This is a genomic window from Collimonas pratensis, assembly GCF_001584185.1.
Taxonomy (GTDB): Bacteria; Pseudomonadota; Gammaproteobacteria; order Burkholderiales; family Burkholderiaceae_D; genus Collimonas; species Collimonas pratensis.
Genome location: NZ_CP013234.1, coordinates 3,409,585 through 3,432,380, shown reverse-complemented (window position 1 = coordinate 3,432,380; position 22,796 = coordinate 3,409,585). Strand labels below are relative to the sequence as shown.

Sequence of the window (22,796 nt, the reverse complement as noted above, 5' to 3'; positions counted from 1 at the left end):
TTGGCGTCGTTGCGAGGTGAGTCGTCGGCGTCCTTGTTATTTAGCTGCAGCCACGGCCAGTGCATTCTTCGCTGGCGCGAGCTGTTCACCGTCCATGGCCACCGTCACTGGCGTGACCAGGTCGTTCGGCCGGATCCGCTGCAGGCCGTTGACCACGATCCGCTCATCTTTCTTGAGGCCGGAGCGCACGATCCGCAGGCCGTCGACGATCGGACCCAGCTTGATCGCGCGATAGGTGACCTTGTTGTCCGCGCCCAGCACCATGACGTATTTCTTGTCCTGGTCGGTGCCGACCGCCTTGTCGTCGATCAGCACGGCAGTCTCCGCCGCCGCGCCGCCGGTGCGCACGCGGGCGTACATGCCGGGAGTCAGGGTGCCGTTCGCGTTGTCGAACACTGCGCGCACCCGCATCGTGCCGGAGGCGGTATCGAGACGGTTGTCGAAAGCCTTGATCTGGCCCTGGTGCGGATAGCCTTCTTCACTGGCCAGGCCGATAGACACCGGCAGGTTCTTGACGCCGGAATTGCCGACCGCACCGTTGGCGGCGTAGCGGATATAGGTTTGCTCATCCACTTCGAAATTGACGTACACCGGCGAGACCGATACCACGGTCGTCAGGGCAGGGAAGCTGACGCCGGCCCCGACCAAGTTGCCGACTGTGATTTCGGCGCGCGAAACGCGGCCGCTGACCGGCGCCGTGATCGCGGTGTATTGCAGATTCAAGCGTGCGCTCAGCACCGCCGCTTCCGCCGCTTTCAGGCTGGCGTCGGCTTCCAGTAGGGCGTTGTTGCGCTGATCCAGCTCACGCTGTGCGACCGCGTGTTCTTCAATCAGGCGGCTGGTGCGCGCCAGTTCGGTCTTGGCCAGCGACAAGCCAGCCTGGGCGCCGGCCTGGGTGGCGACCGCGCGCGCCAGTTCCGCTTGATACGGGCGCGGGTCGATGGTGAACAGCAGATCGCCTTTCTTGACCAGCTGGCCTTCCTGGAAATGCACGGCGTCGATGGTGCCGGCAACGCGCGGGCGTATCTCTACGCGCTCGATGGCTTCGACCCGTCCGGAAAAGTCATCCCATTCGGTGACGGTTTTTTCCAGCACGGATGCGACCGAGACCGATGCCGCAGCTTGCGGCGGGCCGGCCGGCTTGGCGGCGCGGCTGGTGAGGGTGACAGTGCCCGCAGCGGCGAGGATGACAATGCCGACAGCGATGGCAATGGCTTTGCGAGAGAGTAATGGTGTCGAAGTGTGCATTTGGGGCCCCTGGTAACGATAAGCGAGACGAAAAGAAATAAACTGCAAAAAAAGAAAACTGGTAAAGAAAGCAGGGTGAATCGCGATCTGGAATTGATAGCCTGCCTGGCTGTCACTGCGTTCCGGCCGGATTCGGGAAGAGGTGGTTGGGGAGATCAGAGCAATTGCTGCAAATCACGATTAGCAATATAGAGGCGGCGAGCTGTTGGCCGATAGCCGCTTACTACACACTTCTTGTCTGATCCTCCAAATCCACCCGGCAACTCCCGTTCAAAGGCAAAAACCCGGCCGGCAATACGCCAAACTTGATTCTGTGAGACACTAAATTTCCATGTAGCCACATCTGTGGCCAGATAATCACAATTCAATAGCGATCACTACGAATTAGAGTGTGACTCTAGCGGGGTTGTTTTCCGCTGTCAAGTGGTTTAATATCGATCACTATGGAAATGACACAAGACAAGCCGCGCAAGAAGCCCGGCCGCCCTTTATCCTTCGATAGGGAGCACGCACTGGAAAGCGCGATGCTGGTTTTCTGGCGCTACGGCTACGAAGCCACCTCGCTCAACGATCTCACCAGCGCCATGGGAATCACTCCGCCCAGCCTCTACACGGCGTTCGGCGACAAGGAACGCCTGTTCCTGGAAGCGGTGGAATACTATCTAGAGAAGAAGCCCTGCTTTTTTGCCTCGATCGCGGCCGAAGCCCTGACCGCCAAGGAAAGCATCCGCAGCTACCTGGAAGTGATCGCCGTCTCGCAGAGCGACCCCAACCAGCCGCCAGGCTGCATGGTGGTCACCTCCGCCACCAATTGCACCGCGGCGTCGTCGCATGTGCAGGAAGTGCTGGCCGATTACCGCAAGCAGATGGAAAGCGGCATCAAGGTGCGCCTGGATCGCGGCATCACTGAAGGCGACCTGGCGGCCGATACCGATACCGCTGCGCTGGCCAGTTTCTTCGTGACCGTCATCCACGGCATGTCGACCCAGGCGCGCGACAACGCCAGCCGCGAGAAGCTGCTGGCGATCGGCGCGCAGGCAATGCGCGCCTGGCCGGATCCGGTTTAAGCCTGTTGCGCTTTAGCGCCTGCCTGCAAGCACAATATCTTTCCCGACCATGCCGGACACGGCGTGGATCCGTCCGGATCACGCTGTGATGCGGTTGCCGTCATCAGCATGCCCGGTCGCCGGCGAGCATCTTTCCCAGTGCCTTGCGCACAAATCAATGTCCAGTGCCGTCACGGCTCCAGATGTCGGTCCGCGCTGACTCGACGCTTCTATTTTTCAGAAAAGTCCTACATTAATTAATGTTAGGTGTAGCTAGAATGCTAATTCTGGGCCTCCAGCAAATCGCTACGCTTTGATTCTGTGGCGACAGAACTAGTCGATATCAGAATCGGATTGCAGCGACTGGCAGGAGAGGTGTTAAGCACAAGCAAGAATTTTCTAGGGCTCATCATGGTGAATCAGGTGCAGAAGCAGGAAATCAAACTTCGGGATGATCAATGGCAAAAGCTGGAGCCTCTGCTGACCGGCAAGCCGAATGACCCCGGCGCCCGTGCAAAGAACAACCGCCTGTTCATCGAGGCGGTGCTCTGGATTGTGCTGAACAAAAGCCTGTGGCGCCATCTGCCGCAGCAGTTCGGCAATTCGAGCACGGTGTACATGCGCTTCCGGCGCTGGACCGAATGCGATTTCTGGCGTCAGCTGACGCGCAGCAAGCTGGGGGACGAGACGTTGGTGCAGATGCTCGAACAGATTGCCGAGTACGGCGATTTGTACACGCAGCGCATTGAGCAGCGTCTGGTAAGAAAAGCCCAGAAGACCATCTACAAATCCGCCATCAGCGCAGCCAAGGCCATCAAGCCTGTCCGGCGCGCACAATTTGCGGCGGACGAATCAACCTTGCATTGGGTCGGGCTGGTGACGCAGTAGAGCAGGGCGGAACCGGCCTGGGCTGTGGCTTGCGGGGCGGTTTCTCTTGGGGCCAGGCGGCTTGCGACGGGCTTCCGTGAGGCCGGAAACAACATCATTTTTCGGTCTCGATAGAAATTTACACGAAGAACTAGTAAAAAAAATAAACTGCAGCTATAATTCGTCCCCTGTTGGGGCGTTAGCTCAGCTGGTAGAGCAGCGGACTCTTAATCCGTAGGTCGTGTGTTCGAATCACACACGCCCCACCAACAGAATACAAGGGCTACATAGGTTTCTATGTAGCCCTTTTCCTATTGTGGTGGGGGATTGTTTTATCAATCCCCCGCTTGTGGACTGCCCCGATCGGGTCGAGGTCTGCAATAAATTCGCACATTGTTTGTTGAAATACCAGCGTCGCCACACACTGGCGATGCTGGCGCAGCGAGCCTTGTCTGTTCTTGAAGCAGACAAGGCTCGCTGCTACTCGGCGTTATGCGAGATCGAAGCGGTCCGCGTTCATGACTTTGACCCAAGCCGCGACGAAGTCCTTGGCGAACTTCTCCTTGGCGTCTACAACAGCATAGACCTCGGCATAAGCGCGCAGCACCGAGTTGGAACCAAAGATCAGATCGTTGCGCGTGCCGGTGTACTTGACCGCGCCGGTCTTGCGGTCGCGTCCTTCGAACAATTCGGCCTTGCTGTCCACGGCTTTCCACTCCAGGTCCATGTCCAGAAGATTGACGAAGAAGTCATTGCTGAGCACACCAACCTTGTCTGTGAACACGCCGTGCTTGCTGCCATCAAAGTTGGCGCCAAGTACCCGCAGGCCGCCGACTAGCGCGGTGAGTTCCGGCGCCGTCAGCGTCAGCAACTGGGCGCGGTCGATCAGCAACGCTTCGGTCGGAGCATTGAACTTGCCCTTGTTGTAGTTGCGGAAACCGTCGGCGAGTGGCTCCAGCACGGCAAAGGCCTCGACATCCGTCTGTTCCTGCTTGGCGTCGGTGCGGCCCGGTGCGAAGGGCACCTCGATCGAGATCCCGCCTGCCTTGGCCGCCTGTTCAACACCAACGCTGCCGGCGAGCACAATCACGTCAGCCAGCGAGGCCTTGCCTGAAGCCTTCTGAATCTCGACCAGCTTTGGCAAAACACTCACCGCCGTCGCGTTGACTTCCCAGTCCTTCTGAGGAGCCAGAGCCAGGCGTGCGCCATTGGCGCCGCCGCGCTTGTCACCGCCACGGAAGGTGGAGGCGGAAGCCCAGGCCACCGACACCAACTCGCCTACCGATAGGCCAGAGGCTGCGATCTTGGCCTTGATATCGGCAATGTCGGCCGCTGATGGCTGGTGCGTCGCAGCCGGCAACGGGTCTTGCCAGATCAGATCTTCCTTCGGCACTTCGGGGCCGAGGTAACGTGCCTTCGGGCCCATGTCACGGTGGGTCAGCTTGAACCAGGCGCGCGCAAAAGCTTCTGCAAAGGCTTGCGGGTCCTCATGGAAGTGCTTGGATATCTTGCCGAACTCCGGGTCGAAGCGCATGGTCAGGTCGGTGGTCAGCATGGTGGGCTTTTGGAACTTGCCTTGCAGATGCGCGTCGGGAATGATGTCCTCGGCATTCTTGGCCACCCACTGTTTGGCGCCAGCCGGCGAATGGGTGAGCTCCCAGTCGTACTTGAACAGGTTCTCGAAGAAGTTGTTGCTCCACAATGCAGGGGTTTTAGTCCAGGTCACTTCCAGGCCACTGGACACGGCGTCTTTGCCGTGGCCGCTGCCAAAGTTGCTGATCCAGCCCAGGCCTTGGGCTTCGATGCCCGCGCCTTCTGGTTCGGGGCCTTTGTGCGATTCGGGCGCGGCGCCGTGCGCTTTGCCGAAGGTGTGGCCGCCGGCGATCAAGGCGACGATTTCCTCGTCGTCCATGGCCATGCGGCTGAAAGTGGCGCGGATGTCCTTGGCTGCAGCCATGTAGTCGCCACTGGCGTTCGGGCCTTCCGGGTTTACGTAGATCAGGCCCATGTGGGTGGCGGCAAGGTTGTCGTCCAGTTCGCGGTCACCATGGAAACGCTTGTCGGTCCCCAGCCAGGTGGTCTCGGCGCCCCAGCTCACATCCATGTCCGGTTCCCACACGTCTTCACGGCCGCCGGCGAAACCGAAGGTGCGGAAGCCCATGGACTCCAGCGCCACATTCCCGGTCAGGATGAAAAGGTCGGCCCAGGAGATTTTCTGGCCATATTTTTGCTTGATCGGCCACAACAGGCGGCGCGATTTATCAATATTAACGTTGTCCGGCCACGAATTGAGCGGTGCGAAACGCTGTTGTCCACGACCGCCGCCGCCCCGACCGTCAAAGGTGCGATAGGTACCGGCCGAATGCCATGCCATGCGGATGAACTGCGGGCCATAGTGGCCGAAATCGGCCGGCCACCAATCCTGGCTGTCGGTCATGAGTTTGATCAGATCTGCCTTGAGCGCCTTGTAGTCGAGTTTCTTGAACTCTTCGGCGTAGTCAAACTTCTCGCCCAGCGGGTTGGATTTGTTGGAATGCTGGTTCAGCAAATCAATGCGTAGCTGATTCGGCCACCAATCTTTGTTCGTCGTGCCGCCGCCGGCGGGATGGAAAGGACACTTGGCTTCAGTAGACATGGGGGATCTCCTTTGTCGTGGGTAGGTTAGGTGACTACAACATCGCTTTAAGCAGGCCGTTCAGGCCAACAGTTTGTGAACTTTGATTATCGCCTATTGCTGCGCCCTTATCTTGTGTGGCAGCTGCCGCAATACATGGCGTGCTGCCAAGAGCAATGACCGCCACCGCAATGGCCGCTAGACATAAGGCCGCCAGCTCGATGTGGCGCCCGGGAAGTGCAGTATTTTTCATTAGGCGTCTCTTGATTATCAAATAGCGTATCCATAGTAATTTCAATTGAGTCATATATGAAATTAATTATTTTCATATAATCAATAGCTATATACAATCGTCAGCCAGGCTTAGAGCGAGGCAGCCCGACTTATTCGATCGATTTTGCATTCACGTCAGATGCGTGCGGCAAGGCTCCGGAGCTTTGCCGTCCTGAGTGACGGAGCGAAGGCAGTGCCCAGCGGTTTATTACCCAGGTTACAGAAAAATACAACTTCCCCGTCATCATACGGCCGCCTCCCAGCGTTTAGTGGGTAACAACGGCGACGAATACAGGCATGCGCAGGCATTTCAAAAGCTTGGTATTGCTTGAGGCTTTTCAAATGGCGGAAAGATCCGGATGCATGTGCCGTTGCAAGCAGGACGCCTGCGTTCTTACTTACGATTGAATGGCAACAGCATCCATGAGGACTGGAAATATCATGAAATTCACCGCATTAATTCCCGCTACCATCGTAGCGCTTGCCCTTGGCGGTTGCGTCGTGGCGCCGCCGGTTGTGCGCCCGGCTTACGAGCCGCCGCCGGGGGTGGTGTATGTCGCGCCGACCTACGCTATACCTGGTCCGGGCTATGTGTGGGCTTACCATGCGCACTATGGCTGGGGCTGGCACCATCCGCAGTACGGCTGGCATCGCGGCTGGCGCTAAGACTTGATTAGCGGGCTGTTTGGGGCGCTGTTATCACGCCCGTACGGCGCTCGCTACCTGTCGAAAATCCATCGTCAATTTCCCCCGGTAAACGGGGCGGAATCGGCGGTGGATTTTTTTATGGATAGCCTTGGTTCTGCCTTGGAATCAGTGGACACGTGGCGTGCTGCAAACGTACACTTCGTTGTTTTGCGGCAATATCAGTAATTTGCTTGCCGCGCATTCCTTGCGACTTCGACCAACTTCCCAACGCCAAGCCACAATGCCGCCAATTACTGCATCGCCTGTCAGGTCCGATCGAAACAATGGCCTGGATACGCTGCGCGCAGCGGCAATCATCCTGGTGTTCATGTATCACTACATGTGCTTCGTCAGCCAGGAAGCGACGTTCGGCTGGGCCAGCAAGGTAGGATGGGTCGGGGTGGATCTGTTCTTTGTGTTGAGCGGCTACCTGATCAGCAACCAGATCTTTGGCGGCATCGTCCGAGGGCAGGAGCTGTCGTTGAAGAACTTCTATATCCGCAGGTTCTTGCGCACCCTGCCTAATTATTACGTCGTGCTGGCCTTGTATTTCCTGTTTCCGCTAGCAATGGGAGGAAACACGCCGCCCCCGCTCTGGCGCTTCCTCACATTTACCCAGAACCTCTGGCTGCAGCCGGGGACGGCGTTTTCGCATGCCTGGTCGTTGTGCATCGAGGAGCAGTTTTATCTCTTGCTGCCGGCTGTGGTGATTCTTGCGGTGCGTTACGGCAGGTCGATCCGCTTGGCCTGGGTTGCGCTGCTGGTGCTGATGCTGGCCGGGATGACGCTGCGCAGCCTGCTGTGGTTGCAGTATGGGCGGGAAGCGGGCGGGGCGATCGGCGGTTACTATCCAAACGTCTACTACTCCAGCTTTTGCCGGTTTGATGAATTCCTGCCGGGGATTGCGGTAGCGCTCCTGAAAAACTTTCATCCGGATGCCTGGCAAAAAATCCTGCGCCGTGGGCAGGTGCTGCTGCTGGCGGGGACTGCGGCGACAGCGCTGATGTTCTACCTCGCGGTCAACTATTATGTGATCGACGGCTATGGCTACGGGTATTTCATGAGCGGTTTCGGTTATTCGCTGCTGGCGCTTGCTTTCGCCTTGCTGGTGGCTGCCGCGCTCAGCCCCGTCAGCTTTTTGCAGCGCTGGCGGATTCCCGGGGCGGCTCAGCTGGCCGCATGGTCGTACGCCATCTACCTGGTGCACAAGCCATTGGCGATGATCGTGCACAAGCTGCTGCGCGGCGCCGGCATCAACGGGCTTGCCGAAGCCAGTCTGATCATTGTGCTGAGTATCGGCGCCGGATGGCTGCTTTACCTGCTGGTCGAGAGGCCTTTCATGAAACTGCGCGACGCCCGCTATCCGCACAATTTTACAGCTGGCAGCGTGCCGTCCTTGGCAGCCAAGGCGGCAGCCTAGATTGATGCCGGCAGGCTGTCGGCGCTGATGCGCTTATAGAAGATGGTCGTTGCGCACAAGCCGCCTTGCGGCAGCAGGGCATAGTCTGGAATGACGCCCGACACTTGCCAGCCGAGGCGCTTGTATAGCCGTTCCGCGCTGTCGCTGGCGGTATCCAGCACCAGCATGCTCTTGCCGGCGCTGGCGGCGGCCTGTTCCACGGCGATCATCAGCTGCTCTCCCAGTCCTTGCTTGCGCGCCTTGCGATGCACCAGCAGCTTGGCGACTTCGGCCCGGTGCGGCTGGTTTTCCGGCTGGCTCAGCAGCACTTGCACGGTGCCCAAAATCATTCGGCTCCGGTCTTGCGCCGTCAGCAATATGCGCTCGCCGGCAGCGACGCCGCCAGCCAGGCTGCGCCAGAATGTCTCTGCCCGGACTTGCGTCAACGGCTGCATGAAGCTGACGGAAGCGCCGCCTTCCACGCAATCGGCCAGCAGTTCGCTCAGGCCCGCAAGCAGCGCCGGATCGGCGAGCGAGGATGCGCGATGGATTTGTATGTCGGTTTGCATGCTGGCGTCCTTTTTATTGCGTTGGCAGGGTGTGGGTGACTACCGCATAGCGCGCCGCTTTGCGATGGGGGTTGTGAAAAGCAGTAGGGCAGTCCAGCTGAAACGCCAGGCAGTCGCCGGCTTCCAGCGCGTAGCGGTTGACGCCGACGGTGATGTCGATGGCGCCATCCAGCATCCAGATTTGCTGATGCACGTGGGCGTCGCGCGCGGCGGTTTCATACGTCACTTGAGCGCCCGCCGGAAACTCGACCTCGACTATCCGCAGCGGCGATTGCGGATCCGGCGGCGAGATATTTCGGCGCAGGTATCCCGACTGCGGGTCGCGCCATTCGGGCTGCTCACCCCGTCGCATCAACGGCGCCACGGCGGCCGGGGTTTCCTCGAACAGCGCCAGCAGCAGCACGCCGAGTCCGGTCGCCAGCTTTTCCAAGACGACGGCGGTAGCATTGCTCTGGCCGCGCTCGATCAGCGAAATCATCGAGCGGCTGACGTCACATTTGCTGGCCAGCGTGTCCAGCGACAGGCCGCGTTCCTGGCGCAGGAAGCGGACGCGTGCGGCGATGCGGGCATTGATATCCATGGAAGCTTCCGGTTTCTATAATATTGGAATTATTATCTAATATATTGGATATATTGGTCAAGCTGCTTGTCATGCGGCATTGCCATGGCGATGTCACATGCGCTTCGATGTATGATTCATGGCAATCCGAATACTCTGTATCAACAGGCTGACCGCCATCACCGGCTATGGTTTTTCGGCAAAAAAATAATTGATTGAGACGATGCAAACAAACGCTTCGATTGAAGACATTTACCGTAGCGAATCGCGGCGCGTATTCGCCACGCTGGTGCGCCTGCTGGGCGACTTCGACCTGGCAGAAGAAGCCCTGCAAGATGCCTTCAAGGCCGCCATCGAGCAATGGCCGCGCGATGGCATTCCAGCGCAGCCGGTAGCGTGGCTGGTGTCCGCCGGGCGCTTCAAGGCCATCGACGGCATCCGGCGGCGCGCCAGGTTTACCTCCTATGAAGACGTCGCCGAGGTGGCCGACGCGATTCCTGACGAGACGCCGGCGCCGGACCAGCGCGAGCATCTGGAGGATGACCGCCTGCGTTTGATTTTTACCTGCTGCCACCCTTCGCTGGCGCCCGATGCTCAGATAGCCTTGACCTTGCGCGAAGTCTGCGGACTCAGCACGGAAGAAATCGCACACGCCTTTCTGACTCCGGCACCGACGCTGGCGCAACGTATCGTGCGCGCCAAGGCCAAGATACGCGACGCCCGCATTCCCTACCAGGTGCCTGAGCGCGACGAATTGCCGGCGCGGCTGTACAGCGTGCTGCGTGTGGTCTATCTGGTGTTCAACGAGGGCTATTCGGCATCTTCCGGCGTCTCGCTCACACGGCATGACTTGTCGCAGGAAGCGATCCGTCTGGCGCGTCTGCTGCTGGAATTGCTGCCTGAGCCGGAAGTGGCGGGCCTGCTGGCCCTGATGTTGCTGCATGAGTCGCGCCGCAGTGCGCGCAGCACCGCGGACGGCGACCTGGTGCCGCTCGACGAGCAAGACCGCAGCTTATGGAATGCCGAACTGATTGCCGAAGGTTCGGCGTTGGTCGGGCATGCCGTGTCGTCGCGACGGATAGGCGCCTATACGCTGCAGGCGGCGATCTCGGCGGTGCATGCGCAAGCGCCGCGGGCCGATGCTACCGACTGGCAGCAGATCGTCGGCTTGTACGACGCCTTGCTGCGGCTGGAGCCGACGCCGGTGATCGAATTGAACCGCGCGGTCGCGGTAGCGATGCACCAGGGGCCCGAGGCTGGCCTGGTGTTGGTGGACGGGCTGATTGCCGGCGGTCACTTGCATAACTATCATCTGGCGTATGCGGCGCAAGCCGATTTCCACCGGCGCCTGGGACATGTGGCAGAAGCGCGCGCTGCCTATGGCAAGGCACTGGCGCTGACGCAGCAGGAGCCGGAGCAGCGTTTTCTGCACCGGCGTCTGGCTGGCCTGGCCGAACAATAAAAATATTGGGAGTACTGTCGATTTCGCTGCCTGCGGTTCGACTATCTAGTGTAGGTGTACATAAACCGGCGCTGGCGGCGCTCCTTGCCGCCAGCTGTCGCCGATCATTCCTTGCCATTGACTGGAGACCATCATGAACTACCTGTGCCTTGTCTACCTTGCCCAGGACAAGCTGCATGCCTGTCCGGACAGCACCTGTTTCGCCTTCGCCGAGGAGCTGCGCGGCAGCGGCCATTTTGTCGCCGGACAAGCGCTGCAGCCGATCGATACGGCCACCACGATCCGGGTGCGCAACGGCCAGATGTCGCTGACCGACGGCCCGTTTGCCGAAACCAAGGAACAACTGGCGGGTTTCTACATGATAGAAGCCAAGGACCTCAACGAGGCGATCCACTGGGCCTCGAGAATCCCGCCCGCACGATACGGCAGCATCGAAGTGCGCCCGGTGCGCGAGCTCGACATCAGCGATATTGCTGCAACGCAGGCAACCGCCTGATTGTCTGAAAGGAAAGATCATGCACAAGCAAATCTTCATCAACCTGCCAGTCAAGGACTTGCCGAAATCGAAGGATTTCTTCAAGAGCCTCGGCTATGACTTCAACCCGAAATTCACCAACGACCAAGGGGCTTGCATGATCCTTGGCGAGAACCTGTACGCCATGCTGCTGGTAGAAGAGTTTTTCCAGGGTTTTGCCAAACAGCCGGTGTGCGACGCCACCAAGCAGAGTGAGGTGCTGGTCTGCCTTTCATGCGACAGCCGCGCCCAGGTCGACCAGCTGGTTGCCGGCGGTCTCGCAGCCGGGGCGAGAACCACGGAAGAACCGCAAGACTACGGTTTCATGTACAGCCACGGTTTCCGCGACCTCGACGGCCACGCTTGGGAATTTGCGTATATGGTGCCGGCAGCCAGCGAGTAACTTGCGGACAGGGGCCGCTATCTTTGAGCAGAAGCGGTTTCCGTGTTTCCTTTCGCATTTCCTTTATTGAGGAGCAGCAAAAATGCAGAAAATTTCCCCATTCCTGTGGTTCGACGGCAAAGCCGAAGAGGCGATGAATTTCTATATGTCGGTTTTCAAGGATGCAAAAATCGGCAGCGTCTCACGCTACGGCGACGCTGGGCCCGGTCCCAAGGGGGCGGTGATGTCGGCCACGTTCCAGCTGCACGGCCAGGACTTCATCGCCCTGAACGGCGGGCCCCAGTTCAGCTTCACGCCCGCCATTTCCTTTTTCGTGAATTGCGAAAACCAGGAAGAAGTCGATGAACTCTGGGCCCGGTTTTCCGAGGGTGGCGAGCCTCAAGGCTGCGGCTGGATCAAGGACAAGTTCGGTCTGTCCTGGCAAATCATCCCGACCGCCCTGGGAAAGATGTTGCAGGACAAGGATCCGCAAAAAGCGCAGAGGGTTATGCAAGCCATGATGAAAATGGTCAAGATCGACGTCGCACTTCTGACCCAGGCTTACGAGCAGCAGTAGTCTGGGCGACCCCGTCTAGGAGACCCCGTCTGGGCGACGCGTAAAGAATGTCGCCCAGATTCGAACTGAACGACATTGCCAACAGGGCTATTTGGCTTGCGCTGCATGGGTTGTCGGCGCGGTCGCCTGCGCCCGCCATTTTTTCAGATAGGCGTCAATCGCCGCGTTGTGATACATCTGCGGTTCAGAGTGCAGTATTTCGCCGTCCTCGTCTTTCAGCTGGGTGTCGTCTGCTTCCCAGGCCGTGACCAGCGCCTTGGCTTTGTCGAAAGCTTCACTGAACGAAGCGCTGGCCGGCACGGATTTCTGGAAGAACGCTCTGCCGAAATAGGTGAAGTCATTGTCGTCGGCGCAGCCGAAGGAAGTGCGGTCGCGGCGCGCGGCGGCGATCACCATGGTATGCGCGTCCTTGAGTGGATCGATGAAACCGCCGGCATAGCAGGCAGACACCACCACCACTTTCCAGCGGATGCCCGTTGCGGCCAGCAGCTTCGCCAATTCCTTGGCTTCCAGATTACGCAGGGTCATGCCGTTTTGCGCCAGCGACAATTCATGGCTCTGCGATCCGTGGCTGCTCAGGTAGAGAAAGAGGATGTCGTTTTCCTTGTCCATCTTGGCGGCGATCGCATTCAGGCTTTCGCGGATGCTGGTCACGGTCGCCATCGGCTGTTCGGCCACCGTGTTGCGGCTGTTGACCAGTACCATCGATCGTCCCTGGGTGCCGAAATCACGATCAAACTGTGCGCGGACAAACGCTGTTTCACGGCGGAATACTTCTTGCGAGCCATCGCCGGCTACCGCCAGCAGGTAGAGATTGATTTTCCCTGGGGCGTGCGGCGCGATCGTTGCGAAGGTTTTGTCGAGCAAGGCGCGCTGGCCGTATAGGGCGGTTTCGACATTGGCTTCGCTTTGTCTGTCGGCTGCCTCGTCTACCAGCGTGCCGTAACTCCAGATGCCGATGTCCTTGCTGTGTCCGTCTTTCTGCGGCGAAGCATAGGTCAGGATGCCGCCGCCGTTGTAGCGGTTGTGCGCAAAGCTGCCTTTGTATTCATCGCCATCGGCGCTGCGGTATATCCCCATGCCGTCCAGTTTGCCGTCCTTGAAATCGCCTTCGTATCGACCGCCATCCTTGCTAATGTAGCGTCCGGGCTGATTCAACTTGCCGTCGGTAAATATGCCTTCATAGGTATTACCTGCTGCATCGCTAAGACGACCGGGACCCTCCAATTGCCATTTTTTGAAAGTGCCGGCCTGGCGCACGCCATTTTTCCCTTGATGTACGCCGTAGCCGGTGAATTCGTTGCTGCTGAACTCCCCTGCGTAATACTCGCCGCCAGCAAGGTCGAACCGTCCTTTGCCCTGAAACCTGCCGTTGACGAAGTCGCCCTTGTACTTGCTTCCTTTTTCGAAATGCATTTCGCCATTACCGGAAAATAATCCCTTTTCGAAATTGCCGTCGTAGGTGTTGCCGTTGGTCCAGCGAATTTTCCCTTTGCCCTGCAGTTTGCTGTCAACCAGCGGCCCGTAATATTGGCCGCCGTCAGGCGTCACCGCATCGGGGACTGCGGCGCTGGCGGCGCCAATGGCCAATCCGGCAGCGATGACAAATAGAGCGGCATGGTGCATGAAGGTGCGTGCGCGGCCGCGCGCGCCTGGGACGAATCCGGCTTTGGTGCAGTGCATGGTCTTTCCTGTTTCCTGGAGTTTTTAGTCGAAAAGTTGCAAATTGGAAATCTAACACGAGATATTGCTATTTCATATAGGGAAATGTGTCGAGCGGGTTGGTATGCGCTTGCAGGGGTAGGTATTGCGAGCCAGCGCCACGCTCGCTGCATCTCCGTGTACTCCGCCGGATTGCCGCTATGTGTGCTGGCAGACAGTCCGCGCCGGGGGCTTCATGCACACTGACAGCGTTACCCGATATTTCATTCGCCAATAACGCAATCTCTGCCGGACGTTTTGCATCAGGCAGAGTAGCTATATACCGGAGAACTAGTTTGGGCACCGTCGAGAATCATCTTATCGAATTGCTTCCGCGCAGGGAGCGTTCGCGTTTACATGCTGTCTGCGAGATGATCCAGCTGGCACAGGGAGAAGTCCTGTGCGAACCCGGCAAGGCAATCAGCCATGTCTATTTCCCGCTGGAGGCTTCGATATCGCTGCTCGCCTTGATCGATGGCAGTCCGGGAGTGGAAATCGCCATGGTGGGGCGCGAAGGCATGTTGGGAGTGCAGATGATCTTGGGCGTGACGCTGGCATCCGTGCATGCGCTGGTGCAAAGTCCCGGTAGCGCGCTGCGCATCACCGCCGCTGCATTTCGCCACGAGCTGGCGCGCAGCCCGGCTTTGCGGCGCGGCATGAGTCACTATCTTTATGTACACATGGCGCAGATGACGACCTCGGCCGCTTGCTTGCGTTTCCATCTGATCGGCCCGCGGCTGGCGCGCTGGCTGCTGATGAGCCAGGACCGGGTTCACTCCGACAGTTTTCATGTCACGCACGAGTTCCTGGCCACCATGCTTGGCGTGCGGCGCGAAGGCATTACAACCGCCGCCAGCGCCTTGCAGCGGAGCGGGCTGATCGCTTATCGGCGCGGAAATCTGACGGTGCTTGACCGCCAAGGGCTGGAAGCTGCCGCCTGCGGCTGCTACGCTGCCGAACGCGAGGCCTATGCAGCCTTGTTACCCTGATGAGGATTTTGCTATGCAAAGTTGCTTGATGCGCCTGCGGTTAGCGGGCGCATCGGATGCTTTCTGCCGCGTTATCGCAACAGAAGTTTAATGCTTGCCGGCCTGGTTACCGATGATGCCGCCAACCGCTGCACCGCCTACGGTGCCCAGGGCGCTGCCGTTAGTCAGCACTGCGCCGCCGACTGCGCCTATGCCGGCGCCGACGGCTGTGTCTGTACCGCGCCGCGACATGCCGTCGCATGCGCTCAGGCCAAGTGCCATGATCAGGGTAATCGCACTGACTGCCAGTTTTTGAGTCGTTTTCATTGGAACACCTCTTTGTCGAAATATCCAGTGCCAGGGAAATGCCCACACCGTGGATTCCAAAGTAGTCTCAAACGGATGGCTCGTCAGTGCGGTGGCGCGCCTAAGGCTGCTTTGTCTTCCAGTTTGTGCATCTATTAATGGCATTCAACGGTTTTGACCGTGCGCCGGCTAACATAGGCCGCTGTATAGGAAGAAAGGTTCGGGCAGATTTCTCTACGGTTGCCATGGGGAGGCATCCATGGCAGCATGTTTGGCATAAGTTCTTACCGTTTGCTGTCATCATCAGGAGTATCAGACAATGGATATCAATGAACTGAAATCGGTTGCTCGCGCCATCGTGGCGGATCAGAAAGGCATTCTCGCGGCGGATGAAAGCGGGCCGACGATCAAGAAGCGCTTTGATGCAATCAAGCTCGAATGCAGCGAAGAAAACCGCCGCCGCTATCGCGAAATCCTGTTCACTACCATGGGCGCTGAACGCTATCTGGGTGGTGTCATCCTTTACGATGAAACCCTGCGCCAGAACAGTACCGAAGGGATCCCCTTCGCCGAGCTGCTGAACAGTCGCGGGATTCTCCCTGGCATCAAGGTTGACAGCGGCGCCAAGTCGCTGGCGTTGCATGCCGGAGAAAAAATCACCGAGGGACTGGATGGCTTGCGTGAACGCTTGCAAGAGTACCGGCAGCTGGGGGCGAAGTTCGCCAAATGGCGCGGCGTGATAGAGATCGACGCCGCCGCGCTGCCGAGCAGCTATGCGATCCGCGCCAATGCCCATGCCTTGGCGCGTTACGCCGCCTTGTGCCAGGAAGCCGGGATCGTCCCGATCGTCGAGCCGGAGGTATTGATGGATGGCGCCCACGACCTGCAGCGTTGCGAGGCGGTAAGCGCGCAAGTGCTGGAAGCCGTGTTTGAAGAGCTGGCAGCCCACGGCGTGGCGCTGGAAGGCATGCTGCTCAAGCCGAACATGGTCATCGCCGGCATGAAATCGCCGCAGCAGGCCGATATCGGGCAAGTGGCGGCAGCCACCATGCGTTGCCTGGCGCGCCATGTACCGCCGGCCGTGCCTGGCATCGTTTTCCTGTCCGGTGGCCAGAGCGCGGAGGATGCCACTGCGCATCTGAGCGCCATGAACCAGCTCGGCCCGTTTCCCTGGCAAGTCAGTTTTTCCTATGGGCGGGCGCTGCAGGCGCCGGTGCTGGATAACTGGCAAGGGCTAGAGCAGAACGTCGCGGAAGCGCAAAAGATTTTCCTGCGCCGCTGCCAGCTGAACAGCCTGGCATGCGCCGGGAAATACGATAGCGGCATGGAGGGCGCCGCTTAGCCGGGGCAGGGTGCTGCCGGCGGCGGATTCAGCCGGCCTTGTTGCGTATCTTGGCGACCGCTTCGGCGCGCAGGCGGAAACCGTCCGGCATGCCGGCTCCCAGCAAGGGCCGCAGGTACTGATGGAAGGCGGGGCTGACGTCGGTGCCGCTGGCAGCGATCAGCTCGTCTTCCATGACGCGGGTCTTGCCTGCCACTACATCCAGCGCCAGCAATTCATAATTGACTGCATAGTCGCCGTTGCGCTTGATGGCGACGGTGCCGTTACGTTCTTTTTGCACGGCGAACTGCAGCGCCTTCTCGCCCACTTCGCGGGCTTCGCGCTGGTCCACATCCGAAACGCAACCGGCAAACGAGCGCTGTAAGTAGCCAAAGGTATCGCCGCGCACGCGCTTGATGTTCAGCTTAGTCTTGATTTCTTCGCACAACAGGTCGGCCAGCGCACCGTTGCCCGACAACTGCACATTGCCGTGCGCATCGTGCTCCACCGTCTCGGTCAGCAGGCTGGCGATCGGCGTGCCGGACGCATCGTGTATGCCTTCCGATACGGCGATCACGCAGCGGCCCAGGCGCTGATAGACTTCCTTCACATCGGCCAGGAATTTTTCCAGCACGAAGCTGCGCTCGGGCAGATAAATCAGGTGCGGGCCGTCGTCGGAGAATTTCCTGGCCAGCGCCGAGGCTGCCGTCAGGAAGCCGGCATGGCGTCCCATCACCACGCCGACATAGACGCCGGGCAGGGCGGCATTGTCCAGGTTGGCGCCGGCAAAGGCCTGCGCCACGAAGCGCGCGGCGGATGGAAATCCTGGAGTGTGGTCGTTGCCTACCAGGTCGTTGTCGATGGTCTTGGGAATGTGGATGCAGCGCAGCGGGAAAGCCAGTTTTTCTGCTTCCAGGCTGAGAATGCGCAGCGTATCGGAAGAGTCGTTGCCGCCGATATAAAAGAAATGGTTGATCTGGTGCGCCTGCAATACCTGGATGATCTCCTGGCAATATTTGAGATCGGGTTTGTCGCGGGTAGATCCCAGTGCAGAGGAGGGGGTGTTTGCCACCAGCTCGAGGTTGTAGCTGGTTTCCTGCGCCAGGTCGAGAAAGTCTTCATTGACGATGCCGCGCACGCCATTGCGGGCGCCGTAGACCAGCTCGACATCGCGTATGCCGCGCGCCGCCAGCACCACGCCGACCAGAGACTGGTTGATCACCGCGGTGGGGCCGCCGCCTTGCGCAATAAGGATTCTTTTCGCTTGCATTTGCCTGCTCCTTGATCCGTCGTTGAATGGGCTGTCACCCGATTCTACCCCGATCGCATGGCGCCAGCCCGATACGCATTGCCGCCGCGGCGGGCGCTATCATTTGCCCCAGATTTTTTTGTACTCGGCGCGGTAACCGTTATTCGGCTCAAAGGTATTCTTGTCGCCACCGTGAAAGGCGATGTTCTGCTCCGTCACCAGATAGGCCGGCGTGGTGTAGGCGCTGGCTTTTTCGCCGGCAAATGCGCGATTGAGCTCGTCGATGATCTGCCACCCTTGCTGGCCGAAAGGTTCCGGCACGGTGGCGATCTGCAGGTTCTTGCTGCGAATCCGCTGATAGGCCGTTTCAGAACCTTCGCCGGCCGATAGTGCCTGGATCTTGTTGTTGGCGAGCAGGCTCATCGAGGCCGGCGTCGCCAGCAGGTCGAGATAGCTGTCGTTGACGCCGATGATATGCGTCCATTTCTTGCCGAAGCGCTGCTGCAGCGTCGCCAGCAAGGCTGGCAGCTTGTCAGGCGAGGTGGCGATAGGCAAGGCCTCGACGCTGAGCAGGCTGCAAGTTCGGCACTGCTTGATCACGGCCACCACTTCGTTCGACTTCGCTTGCGAATACAGGCTGGCCGGATCGGTGAACACCACCACGCCGGCCTTGCCGTTGGAATCGACCACGCCCAGCAGGCTGGCGATCAGGGCTTCTTCTTTCGGATCAGCAGTGACGTTGGAAAACAGACCGTCGCTCGGACCGACCCGGGTCGATGCATGCCAGCCGACTACCGGGACATTCTGGGCATTGGCAGCGTTCATTTCCTTCGGCTGTTCGTTGGCGTCGATACCGGCTAGCACAATGCCGCTTGGCTTCAATGCCAGCGCGCGGCTGAAGGCTTCTGCGTGCTTGTTGTCCACGCCCCAGCAATCGATTACGAACACTTCCCAGCCGGCGACCGCGGCGGCTTCCTGCACGCCCTTGGAAACCCGCAGGACACTATTGTTTTTGAGATTGGAAGCGATGACGACGATGAGTTTTTTTTGCGCCGAGATTTTAGGGCCGCTGGTGGGGCCGTCCCAGCTGTTCTTGAAAGCCATCGCCTTGGCGATCTTGGCGTTGGCCCGATTCAAGAACAAGGTCGGATCTTCCTGTGCGAATGCTGAACTGATAAAGCCGAAGACAAGTGCTACCGTTACAAAATTAAAATTTGTAAATTTCATTATATTTTTTATCCGGATGTTGACTGCGTATGGTCGGAGCGGATTTCCCGCCTGTCTTTTATTGCAAATGAATGCAAATTATTATTCGACAACTACTCCCTGTGCTGCGACTGCCACCATCTCCCTTAGCCCGTACCGATGCTGCTTTCCGTTACTTCTGTCTCCTTCTGGAAAGCTATCCGCCTTGCTGCGCCTTAGCTTACGCAAAGGTTAAATAATTGTCTATCGGAAATCAAGTGCTGCTCTGATGCAAAGCACTTTCTGCGCCAGGCCGAACCATGATTTTCTCCTTTGCACCGCACCAAACGAGGGCTTTTTGCAAAGGAAAGTACAGACGGACAAAAGGGCTACCAGCCATGGCGGCGGGTAGCCCTTTTGCAGTTGTTGCGACCGGCCAGGAAGCCTGGTGTCAGGTCAACGCCGAAGTGACCTTCAAGACTTCTTCCACGGTGGTGACGCCTTCCAGCACTTTCAGCGCGCCGGCCAGCCGCAAAGGTTTCATGCCGTCGGCGATGCTTTGCTTTTTCAGTGCGTGGATGTCGGTTTCCGCCTGGATCATCTTGGAGAAGGGCTGGGTGATGGTCAGCAGTTCATATAAACCGGTACGGCCGCGGTAGCCGGTCTGGCGGCACTCGGGGCAGCCGACCGGATGGTAGACGGCGGCCGGCTTGGGCAGGTTCCAATTTTCTACCAGCTGTGCCCAGACTTCGTCGGCGACCTGTCCGTCGGCGCTCTTGCAATGGGTGCACAGCGTACGCACCAGGCGTTGCGCCATGATGCCGATCAGCGTGGTTTCCAGCAGATAGTAAGGCACACCCAGCTCCAGCAGGCGCATCACCGCCGAGGGCGCATCGTTGGTGTGCAGGGTAGAGAGCACCAGATGGCCGGTGAGTGCGGCCTGGATTGCCATTTCCGCGGTTTCCAGGTCGCGGATTTCGCCGACCATGATGATGTCCGGATCCTGCCGCATCAGAGCGCGTACGCCGTCGGCAAAGGTCAGGTCGATGCCATGGTTGACCTGCATCTGGTTGAACGATGCTTCCACCATTTCTATCGGATCTTCGACCGAGCAGACGTTCACTTCGGAAGTGGCAAGCGCTTTCAGCGTAGTGTACAGCGTGGTGGTCTTGCCGGAGCCGGTCGGGCCGGTCACCAGGATGATGCCGTGCGGGCGCTTGGTCAGCGTGTCCCAGCGCAGGGCGTCGTCGTGCGGAAATCCCAGCTCGGGCAAGGTCTTGACCACCACGTCCGGATCGAAAATCCGCATCACCAGCTTCTCGCCGAAGGCCGTCGGCAAGGTCGACAGGCGCAGCTCGATTTCCTGGCCGCCGGCGGTGCGGGTCTTGATGCGTCCGTCCTGCGGCCGGCGCTTTTCGATCACGTCCATCCGTCCCAGCAGCTTGATGCGCGCCGTCATGGCGATCATGACCACCGCCGGCACCTGATACACTTGGTGCAGGACGCCGTCGATGCGGAAACGGATCGCGCTGAAATCGCGCTTCGGTTCCATGTGGATGTCCGAGGCGCGCTGTTCAAACGCGTATTGCCACAGCCAGTCGACGATGTTGACGATATGCTGGTCGTTGGCGTCGACCTGCTTGTTGGTTTTGCCAAGCTCGACCAGCTGCTCGAAATTGTTGCGCAGCGCCAGGTCCTGGCCGCCAGATTTGTGCGCGCTCTTGATCGATTTCGCCAGCGTGAAGAACTGCGTGATGTATTGCGTGATATCGAGCGGATTGGCGATCACCAGGCGGATGTTGCGGCGGCTGATCTTGGCGATTTCGGCTAGCCATTCGGTGCGGAACGGCTCGGCGGTGGCGATCACCAGGTCGGTGGCGCTCAGCTCGACCGGCAAGATATTGAAACGGGTAGCGTAGCTGGCCGACATGACGTCGGCGACTTTCGCAAAATCGATCTTGAGCGGGTCGATCCGGTAGAAGGGCAGCTGGACCTGGCGCGCCAGCCATTCGGTCAACCATTCCAGCGTCAGCACCCGGTGCGGCGGCAACGCCGACTGCCGCTTGCACTGGGCCACCGCGCTAAGCGGGTGGATGGCAATAGCAGCGTTGCGGAATATCCCCTGCGCCTGGGTGTAGAAAGCCTTGACCTCATTCTTGTCGACCGTGCCGTCGTTCAGCAGCCAGGTAAAGATCTGCTGCAGGTCGAGTGTTTTGGGCGATGCATTGTTCATTGCGATAGGCTTTGGTTTGGTGAAGCCGGCGTGCGCCGGCACGGTATCCAGCGTAGCCGCTTACTGCGGCGAATGCCAGGCCTTGAGGCCGTTGACCCAGGATTTGGCGGGCAGCTTGGTAGCTGCGGTAATTTCCGCCGCGCGTTCGTACCAGGCGCTGAAGTCAACCGGCGGCGCCTGCTTGAAAGCGATCGCAATCACGTTGCCCTCGTGGACCTCAGGCAGGCACCAGACATCGTCGAAGGCGAACATCATGGCCTTCAGGTTCTTGGCATAGCTGGGATGATCGCCGAACAGGTTGACGGTCATGATGCCGTCGTCCTTCAGGCAAGCCGCGCAAGCACTGTAGAACTCCGGCGTATCCAGCACCGGGCCGCGCGCGGTGGCGTCGTACAGGTCGACCTGCAAGGCATCGATGCTGTCGTGGTTGAGCGGATCGAGGACGAAATCCATGGCGTCCATTTCGACCACCGACAGCCGTTCGTCTTCCGGCGGCAGCTTGAACATGGAGGCGCAGATCGCCAGTACCGACGGATTCAGCTCAATCGCGGTCACCCGCGCCTCGGGAAACTGGCGATAGCTGAACTTGGTCAGCGCCGCGGTGCCAAGGCCCAGCTGGACGATATGCTGAGGCGCCGGATTGAACAGCATCCAGGCCATCATTTGCTGGGCGTATTCCAGCTCCGGCCAATCCGGCTTGCGCAAGCGCATGGCGCCTTGTACCCATTCGGTGCCGAAATGCAGATAGCGCACGCCATCCTGCTCCGATAAGGTGACGGGTGCGAACTTCGGCTTGCGGGGCGGCTTGGGAGCGTCTTTTTTTGCAACGGCGGTGCGCTTGCGCGGGCCTTCCATGCGGTTGGCGTCGGCTTCTATGGATTTGCGTTTGATCAGCATCAGGTGGATTTATTAGGCAAAAAGCAGGTAAATAAGGATATGCAGCAATGATACCGCGCCACAGCCGTAAATTTGGCCTAAATATAGCTTTCCCCGATTGCTGCAGCGCCGTCGCAAGCTCCTGGCTGCGATCCTGGTGGTAGACGAAATAGTCGAAATGCAGGATTTGTAATCGGCGCTCAGCGCTCTTGCAGCGTGATCCAGGCCGCCAGCTTTTCCGCGTAGGGGCGGGTGTAGGCCGGGCTGCTGGAGGGCAGCAGGACGATGCGGTAGCGGCCGGCGTGTTCGCCCAATGCCTTTAATCCTAGCTTGGCGGCAGTGCCGCCGTTGAAGGCGATGGTGTGCAATTGCGGCAGCGTGGCAATCAGGCTGGTCAGGTCGTTATGCACATGATCGCGGATATTGCTGTCCAGGCTGCCGTCGCGGCGTGCCTCGGCCACCACGTCCCACAGCCCGAAGCCATGCGCCAGCAGCAGCGGCAGCCGCTCTGCGTAAGGCAGGGCCGGCAAATCGATACCGATGATTTCCGCCAGCAGTTTCCAGAAGCGGTTTTGCGGATGAGCGTAATACTGGCTGTGCGCCAGCGACAGGACGCCGGGCAGGCTGCCGAGGATCAGCGTGTGGACTTGCGGATCGACGACCGCTGGAAAACTGCGTTTGCGATTCATTTTCTTATAAAGCCTGGCGTGATATTGGGTATGTCTGCGTGATATATGCCGGAGCTGTGCAACTCCGGTGA

The 22,796-nt window shown here is 59.2% G+C and carries 22 protein-coding genes and 1 tRNA gene; 11 read left to right on the top strand and 12 right to left on the bottom strand.

The features are described 5' to 3' along the window. Positions 1-36 precede the first annotated feature (36 nt). Positions 37-1,248: an efflux RND transporter periplasmic adaptor subunit gene (locus tag CPter91_RS15375; RefSeq protein ID WP_061941743.1), complete on the bottom strand. Its 1,212-nt coding sequence runs from the start codon at positions 1,246-1,248 to the stop codon at positions 37-39. Between the two features lie 443 nt (positions 1,249-1,691). Between CPter91_RS15375 and CPter91_RS15370 the strand changes: the two genes are divergently transcribed. The 3 genes from CPter91_RS15370 to CPter91_RS15360 all read left to right on the top strand — a co-directional run bounded on the left by CPter91_RS15370 (position 1,692) and on the right by CPter91_RS15360 (position 3,430). Beyond that, on the top strand, positions 1,692-2,315 hold the full coding sequence (locus CPter91_RS15370) for a TetR/AcrR family transcriptional regulator (RefSeq protein WP_061941741.1): 624 nt from the start codon (positions 1,692-1,694) through the stop codon (positions 2,313-2,315). Between the two features lie 390 nt (positions 2,316-2,705). Further along, positions 2,706-3,182, top strand: a complete 477-nt coding sequence (locus CPter91_RS15365; protein WP_061941740.1) for a transposase — start codon at positions 2,706-2,708, stop codon at positions 3,180-3,182. A 172-nt stretch (positions 3,183-3,354) separates the two neighbouring features. Then, positions 3,355-3,430 (top strand) — tRNA-Lys (locus CPter91_RS15360). A 221-nt stretch (positions 3,431-3,651) separates the two neighbouring features. Here CPter91_RS15360 and katG read toward each other — a convergent pair. Both katG and CPter91_RS15350 read right to left on the bottom strand, forming a co-directional pair. Further along, positions 3,652-5,796, bottom strand: a complete 2,145-nt coding sequence (gene katG, locus CPter91_RS15355; protein WP_061941738.1) for a catalase/peroxidase HPI — start codon at positions 5,794-5,796, stop codon at positions 3,652-3,654. 34 nt (positions 5,797-5,830) lie between these two features. After that, on the bottom strand, positions 5,831-6,028 hold the full coding sequence (locus CPter91_RS15350) for a hypothetical protein (protein WP_150119716.1): 198 nt from the start codon (positions 6,026-6,028) through the stop codon (positions 5,831-5,833). 461 nt (positions 6,029-6,489) lie between these two features. Between CPter91_RS15350 and CPter91_RS15345 the strand changes: the two genes are divergently transcribed. Beyond that, positions 6,490-6,714 carry a hypothetical protein gene (locus tag CPter91_RS15345; protein ID WP_061941734.1) on the top strand — a complete coding sequence of 75 codons (225 nt, stop codon included), beginning with the start codon at positions 6,490-6,492 and terminating at the stop codon, positions 6,712-6,714. Positions 6,715-6,976: 262 nt separating this feature from the next. Continuing rightward, positions 6,977-8,155, top strand: a complete 1,179-nt coding sequence (locus tag CPter91_RS15340) for an acyltransferase family protein (RefSeq protein WP_061941732.1) — start codon at positions 6,977-6,979, stop codon at positions 8,153-8,155. On the opposite strand, the gene CPter91_RS15335 is transcribed toward CPter91_RS15340, so the two are convergent. Next, positions 8,152-8,703, bottom strand: coding sequence for a GNAT family N-acetyltransferase (locus tag CPter91_RS15335; protein ID WP_061941731.1), 552 nt, complete (start codon positions 8,701-8,703; stop codon positions 8,152-8,154). The two genes, CPter91_RS15340 and CPter91_RS15335, sit on opposite strands and share 4 nt — an antisense overlap. Before the next feature lie 13 nt (positions 8,704-8,716). After that, entirely contained in the window at positions 8,717-9,283 is a 567-nt protein-coding gene (locus CPter91_RS15330) for a helix-turn-helix domain-containing protein (RefSeq protein ID WP_061941726.1), read from the bottom strand. Between the two features lie 202 nt (positions 9,284-9,485). Here CPter91_RS15330 and CPter91_RS15325 point away from each other — a divergent pair, with 202 nt between their 5' ends. The 4 genes from CPter91_RS15325 to CPter91_RS15310 all read left to right on the top strand — a co-directional run bounded on the left by CPter91_RS15325 (position 9,486) and on the right by CPter91_RS15310 (position 12,197). Continuing rightward, positions 9,486-10,724 carry an RNA polymerase sigma factor gene (locus CPter91_RS15325; RefSeq protein WP_061941724.1) on the top strand — a complete coding sequence of 413 codons (1,239 nt, stop codon included), beginning with the start codon at positions 9,486-9,488 and terminating at the stop codon, positions 10,722-10,724. A 133-nt stretch (positions 10,725-10,857) separates the two neighbouring features. Continuing rightward, positions 10,858-11,220 (top strand): YciI family protein, encoded by a 363-nt coding sequence (locus CPter91_RS15320; RefSeq protein ID WP_061941722.1) that lies wholly within the window; start codon positions 10,858-10,860, stop codon positions 11,218-11,220. Between the two features lie 19 nt (positions 11,221-11,239). Next, entirely contained in the window at positions 11,240-11,641 is a 402-nt protein-coding gene (locus tag CPter91_RS15315; RefSeq protein ID WP_061941720.1) for a VOC family protein, read from the top strand. 82 nt (positions 11,642-11,723) lie between these two features. Then, on the top strand, positions 11,724-12,197 hold the full coding sequence (locus CPter91_RS15310) for a VOC family protein (protein WP_061941718.1): 474 nt from the start codon (positions 11,724-11,726) through the stop codon (positions 12,195-12,197). 87 nt (positions 12,198-12,284) lie between these two features. Here CPter91_RS15310 and CPter91_RS15305 read toward each other — a convergent pair whose 3' ends face one another. Beyond that, positions 12,285-13,880 (bottom strand): C13 family peptidase, encoded by a 1,596-nt coding sequence (locus tag CPter91_RS15305; protein WP_061941716.1) that lies wholly within the window; start codon positions 13,878-13,880, stop codon positions 12,285-12,287. A gap of 389 nt (positions 13,881-14,269) precedes the next feature. On the opposite strand from CPter91_RS15305, the gene CPter91_RS15300 reads away from it, so the two are divergent. Continuing rightward, complete coding sequence (locus CPter91_RS15300) at positions 14,270-14,887, top strand: Crp/Fnr family transcriptional regulator (RefSeq protein ID WP_231880088.1); 618 nt, start codon at positions 14,270-14,272, stop codon at positions 14,885-14,887. An 87-nt stretch (positions 14,888-14,974) separates the two neighbouring features. Here CPter91_RS15300 and CPter91_RS15295 read toward each other — a convergent pair whose 3' ends face one another. Continuing rightward, positions 14,975-15,193 (bottom strand): glycine zipper 2TM domain-containing protein, encoded by a 219-nt coding sequence (locus tag CPter91_RS15295; protein WP_061941712.1) that lies wholly within the window; start codon positions 15,191-15,193, stop codon positions 14,975-14,977. A 298-nt stretch (positions 15,194-15,491) separates the two neighbouring features. Between CPter91_RS15295 and CPter91_RS15290 the strand changes: the two genes are divergently transcribed. Further along, positions 15,492-16,514: a class I fructose-bisphosphate aldolase gene (locus CPter91_RS15290; RefSeq protein WP_061941710.1), complete on the top strand. Its 1,023-nt coding sequence runs from the start codon at positions 15,492-15,494 to the stop codon at positions 16,512-16,514. Positions 16,515-16,542: 28 nt separating this feature from the next. On the opposite strand, the gene CPter91_RS15285 is transcribed toward CPter91_RS15290, so the two are convergent. The 5 genes from CPter91_RS15285 to CPter91_RS15265 form a co-directional block, all read right to left on the bottom strand. Further along, complete coding sequence (locus CPter91_RS15285; RefSeq protein WP_061941708.1) at positions 16,543-17,763, bottom strand: 6-phosphofructokinase; 1,221 nt, start codon at positions 17,761-17,763, stop codon at positions 16,543-16,545. A 99-nt stretch (positions 17,764-17,862) separates the two neighbouring features. Beyond that, on the bottom strand, positions 17,863-18,969 hold the full coding sequence (locus tag CPter91_RS15280; protein WP_061941706.1) for a substrate-binding domain-containing protein: 1,107 nt from the start codon (positions 18,967-18,969) through the stop codon (positions 17,863-17,865). A gap of 409 nt (positions 18,970-19,378) precedes the next feature. After that, entirely contained in the window at positions 19,379-21,160 is a 1,782-nt protein-coding gene (tfpB, locus tag CPter91_RS15275) for a type IV pilus assembly ATPase TfpB (RefSeq protein ID WP_061946290.1), read from the bottom strand. Positions 21,161-21,220: 60 nt separating this feature from the next. Next, positions 21,221-22,057: a spermine/spermidine synthase domain-containing protein gene (locus CPter91_RS15270; RefSeq protein WP_061941704.1), complete on the bottom strand. Its 837-nt coding sequence runs from the start codon at positions 22,055-22,057 to the stop codon at positions 21,221-21,223. A 179-nt stretch (positions 22,058-22,236) separates the two neighbouring features. Beyond that, the gene (locus CPter91_RS15265) at positions 22,237-22,725 is read right to left on the bottom strand and encodes a DNA-deoxyinosine glycosylase (protein ID WP_061941702.1); all 489 of its coding nucleotides are present in this window, start codon (positions 22,723-22,725) and stop codon (positions 22,237-22,239) included. Between the last annotated feature and the right edge of the window lie 71 nt (positions 22,726-22,796).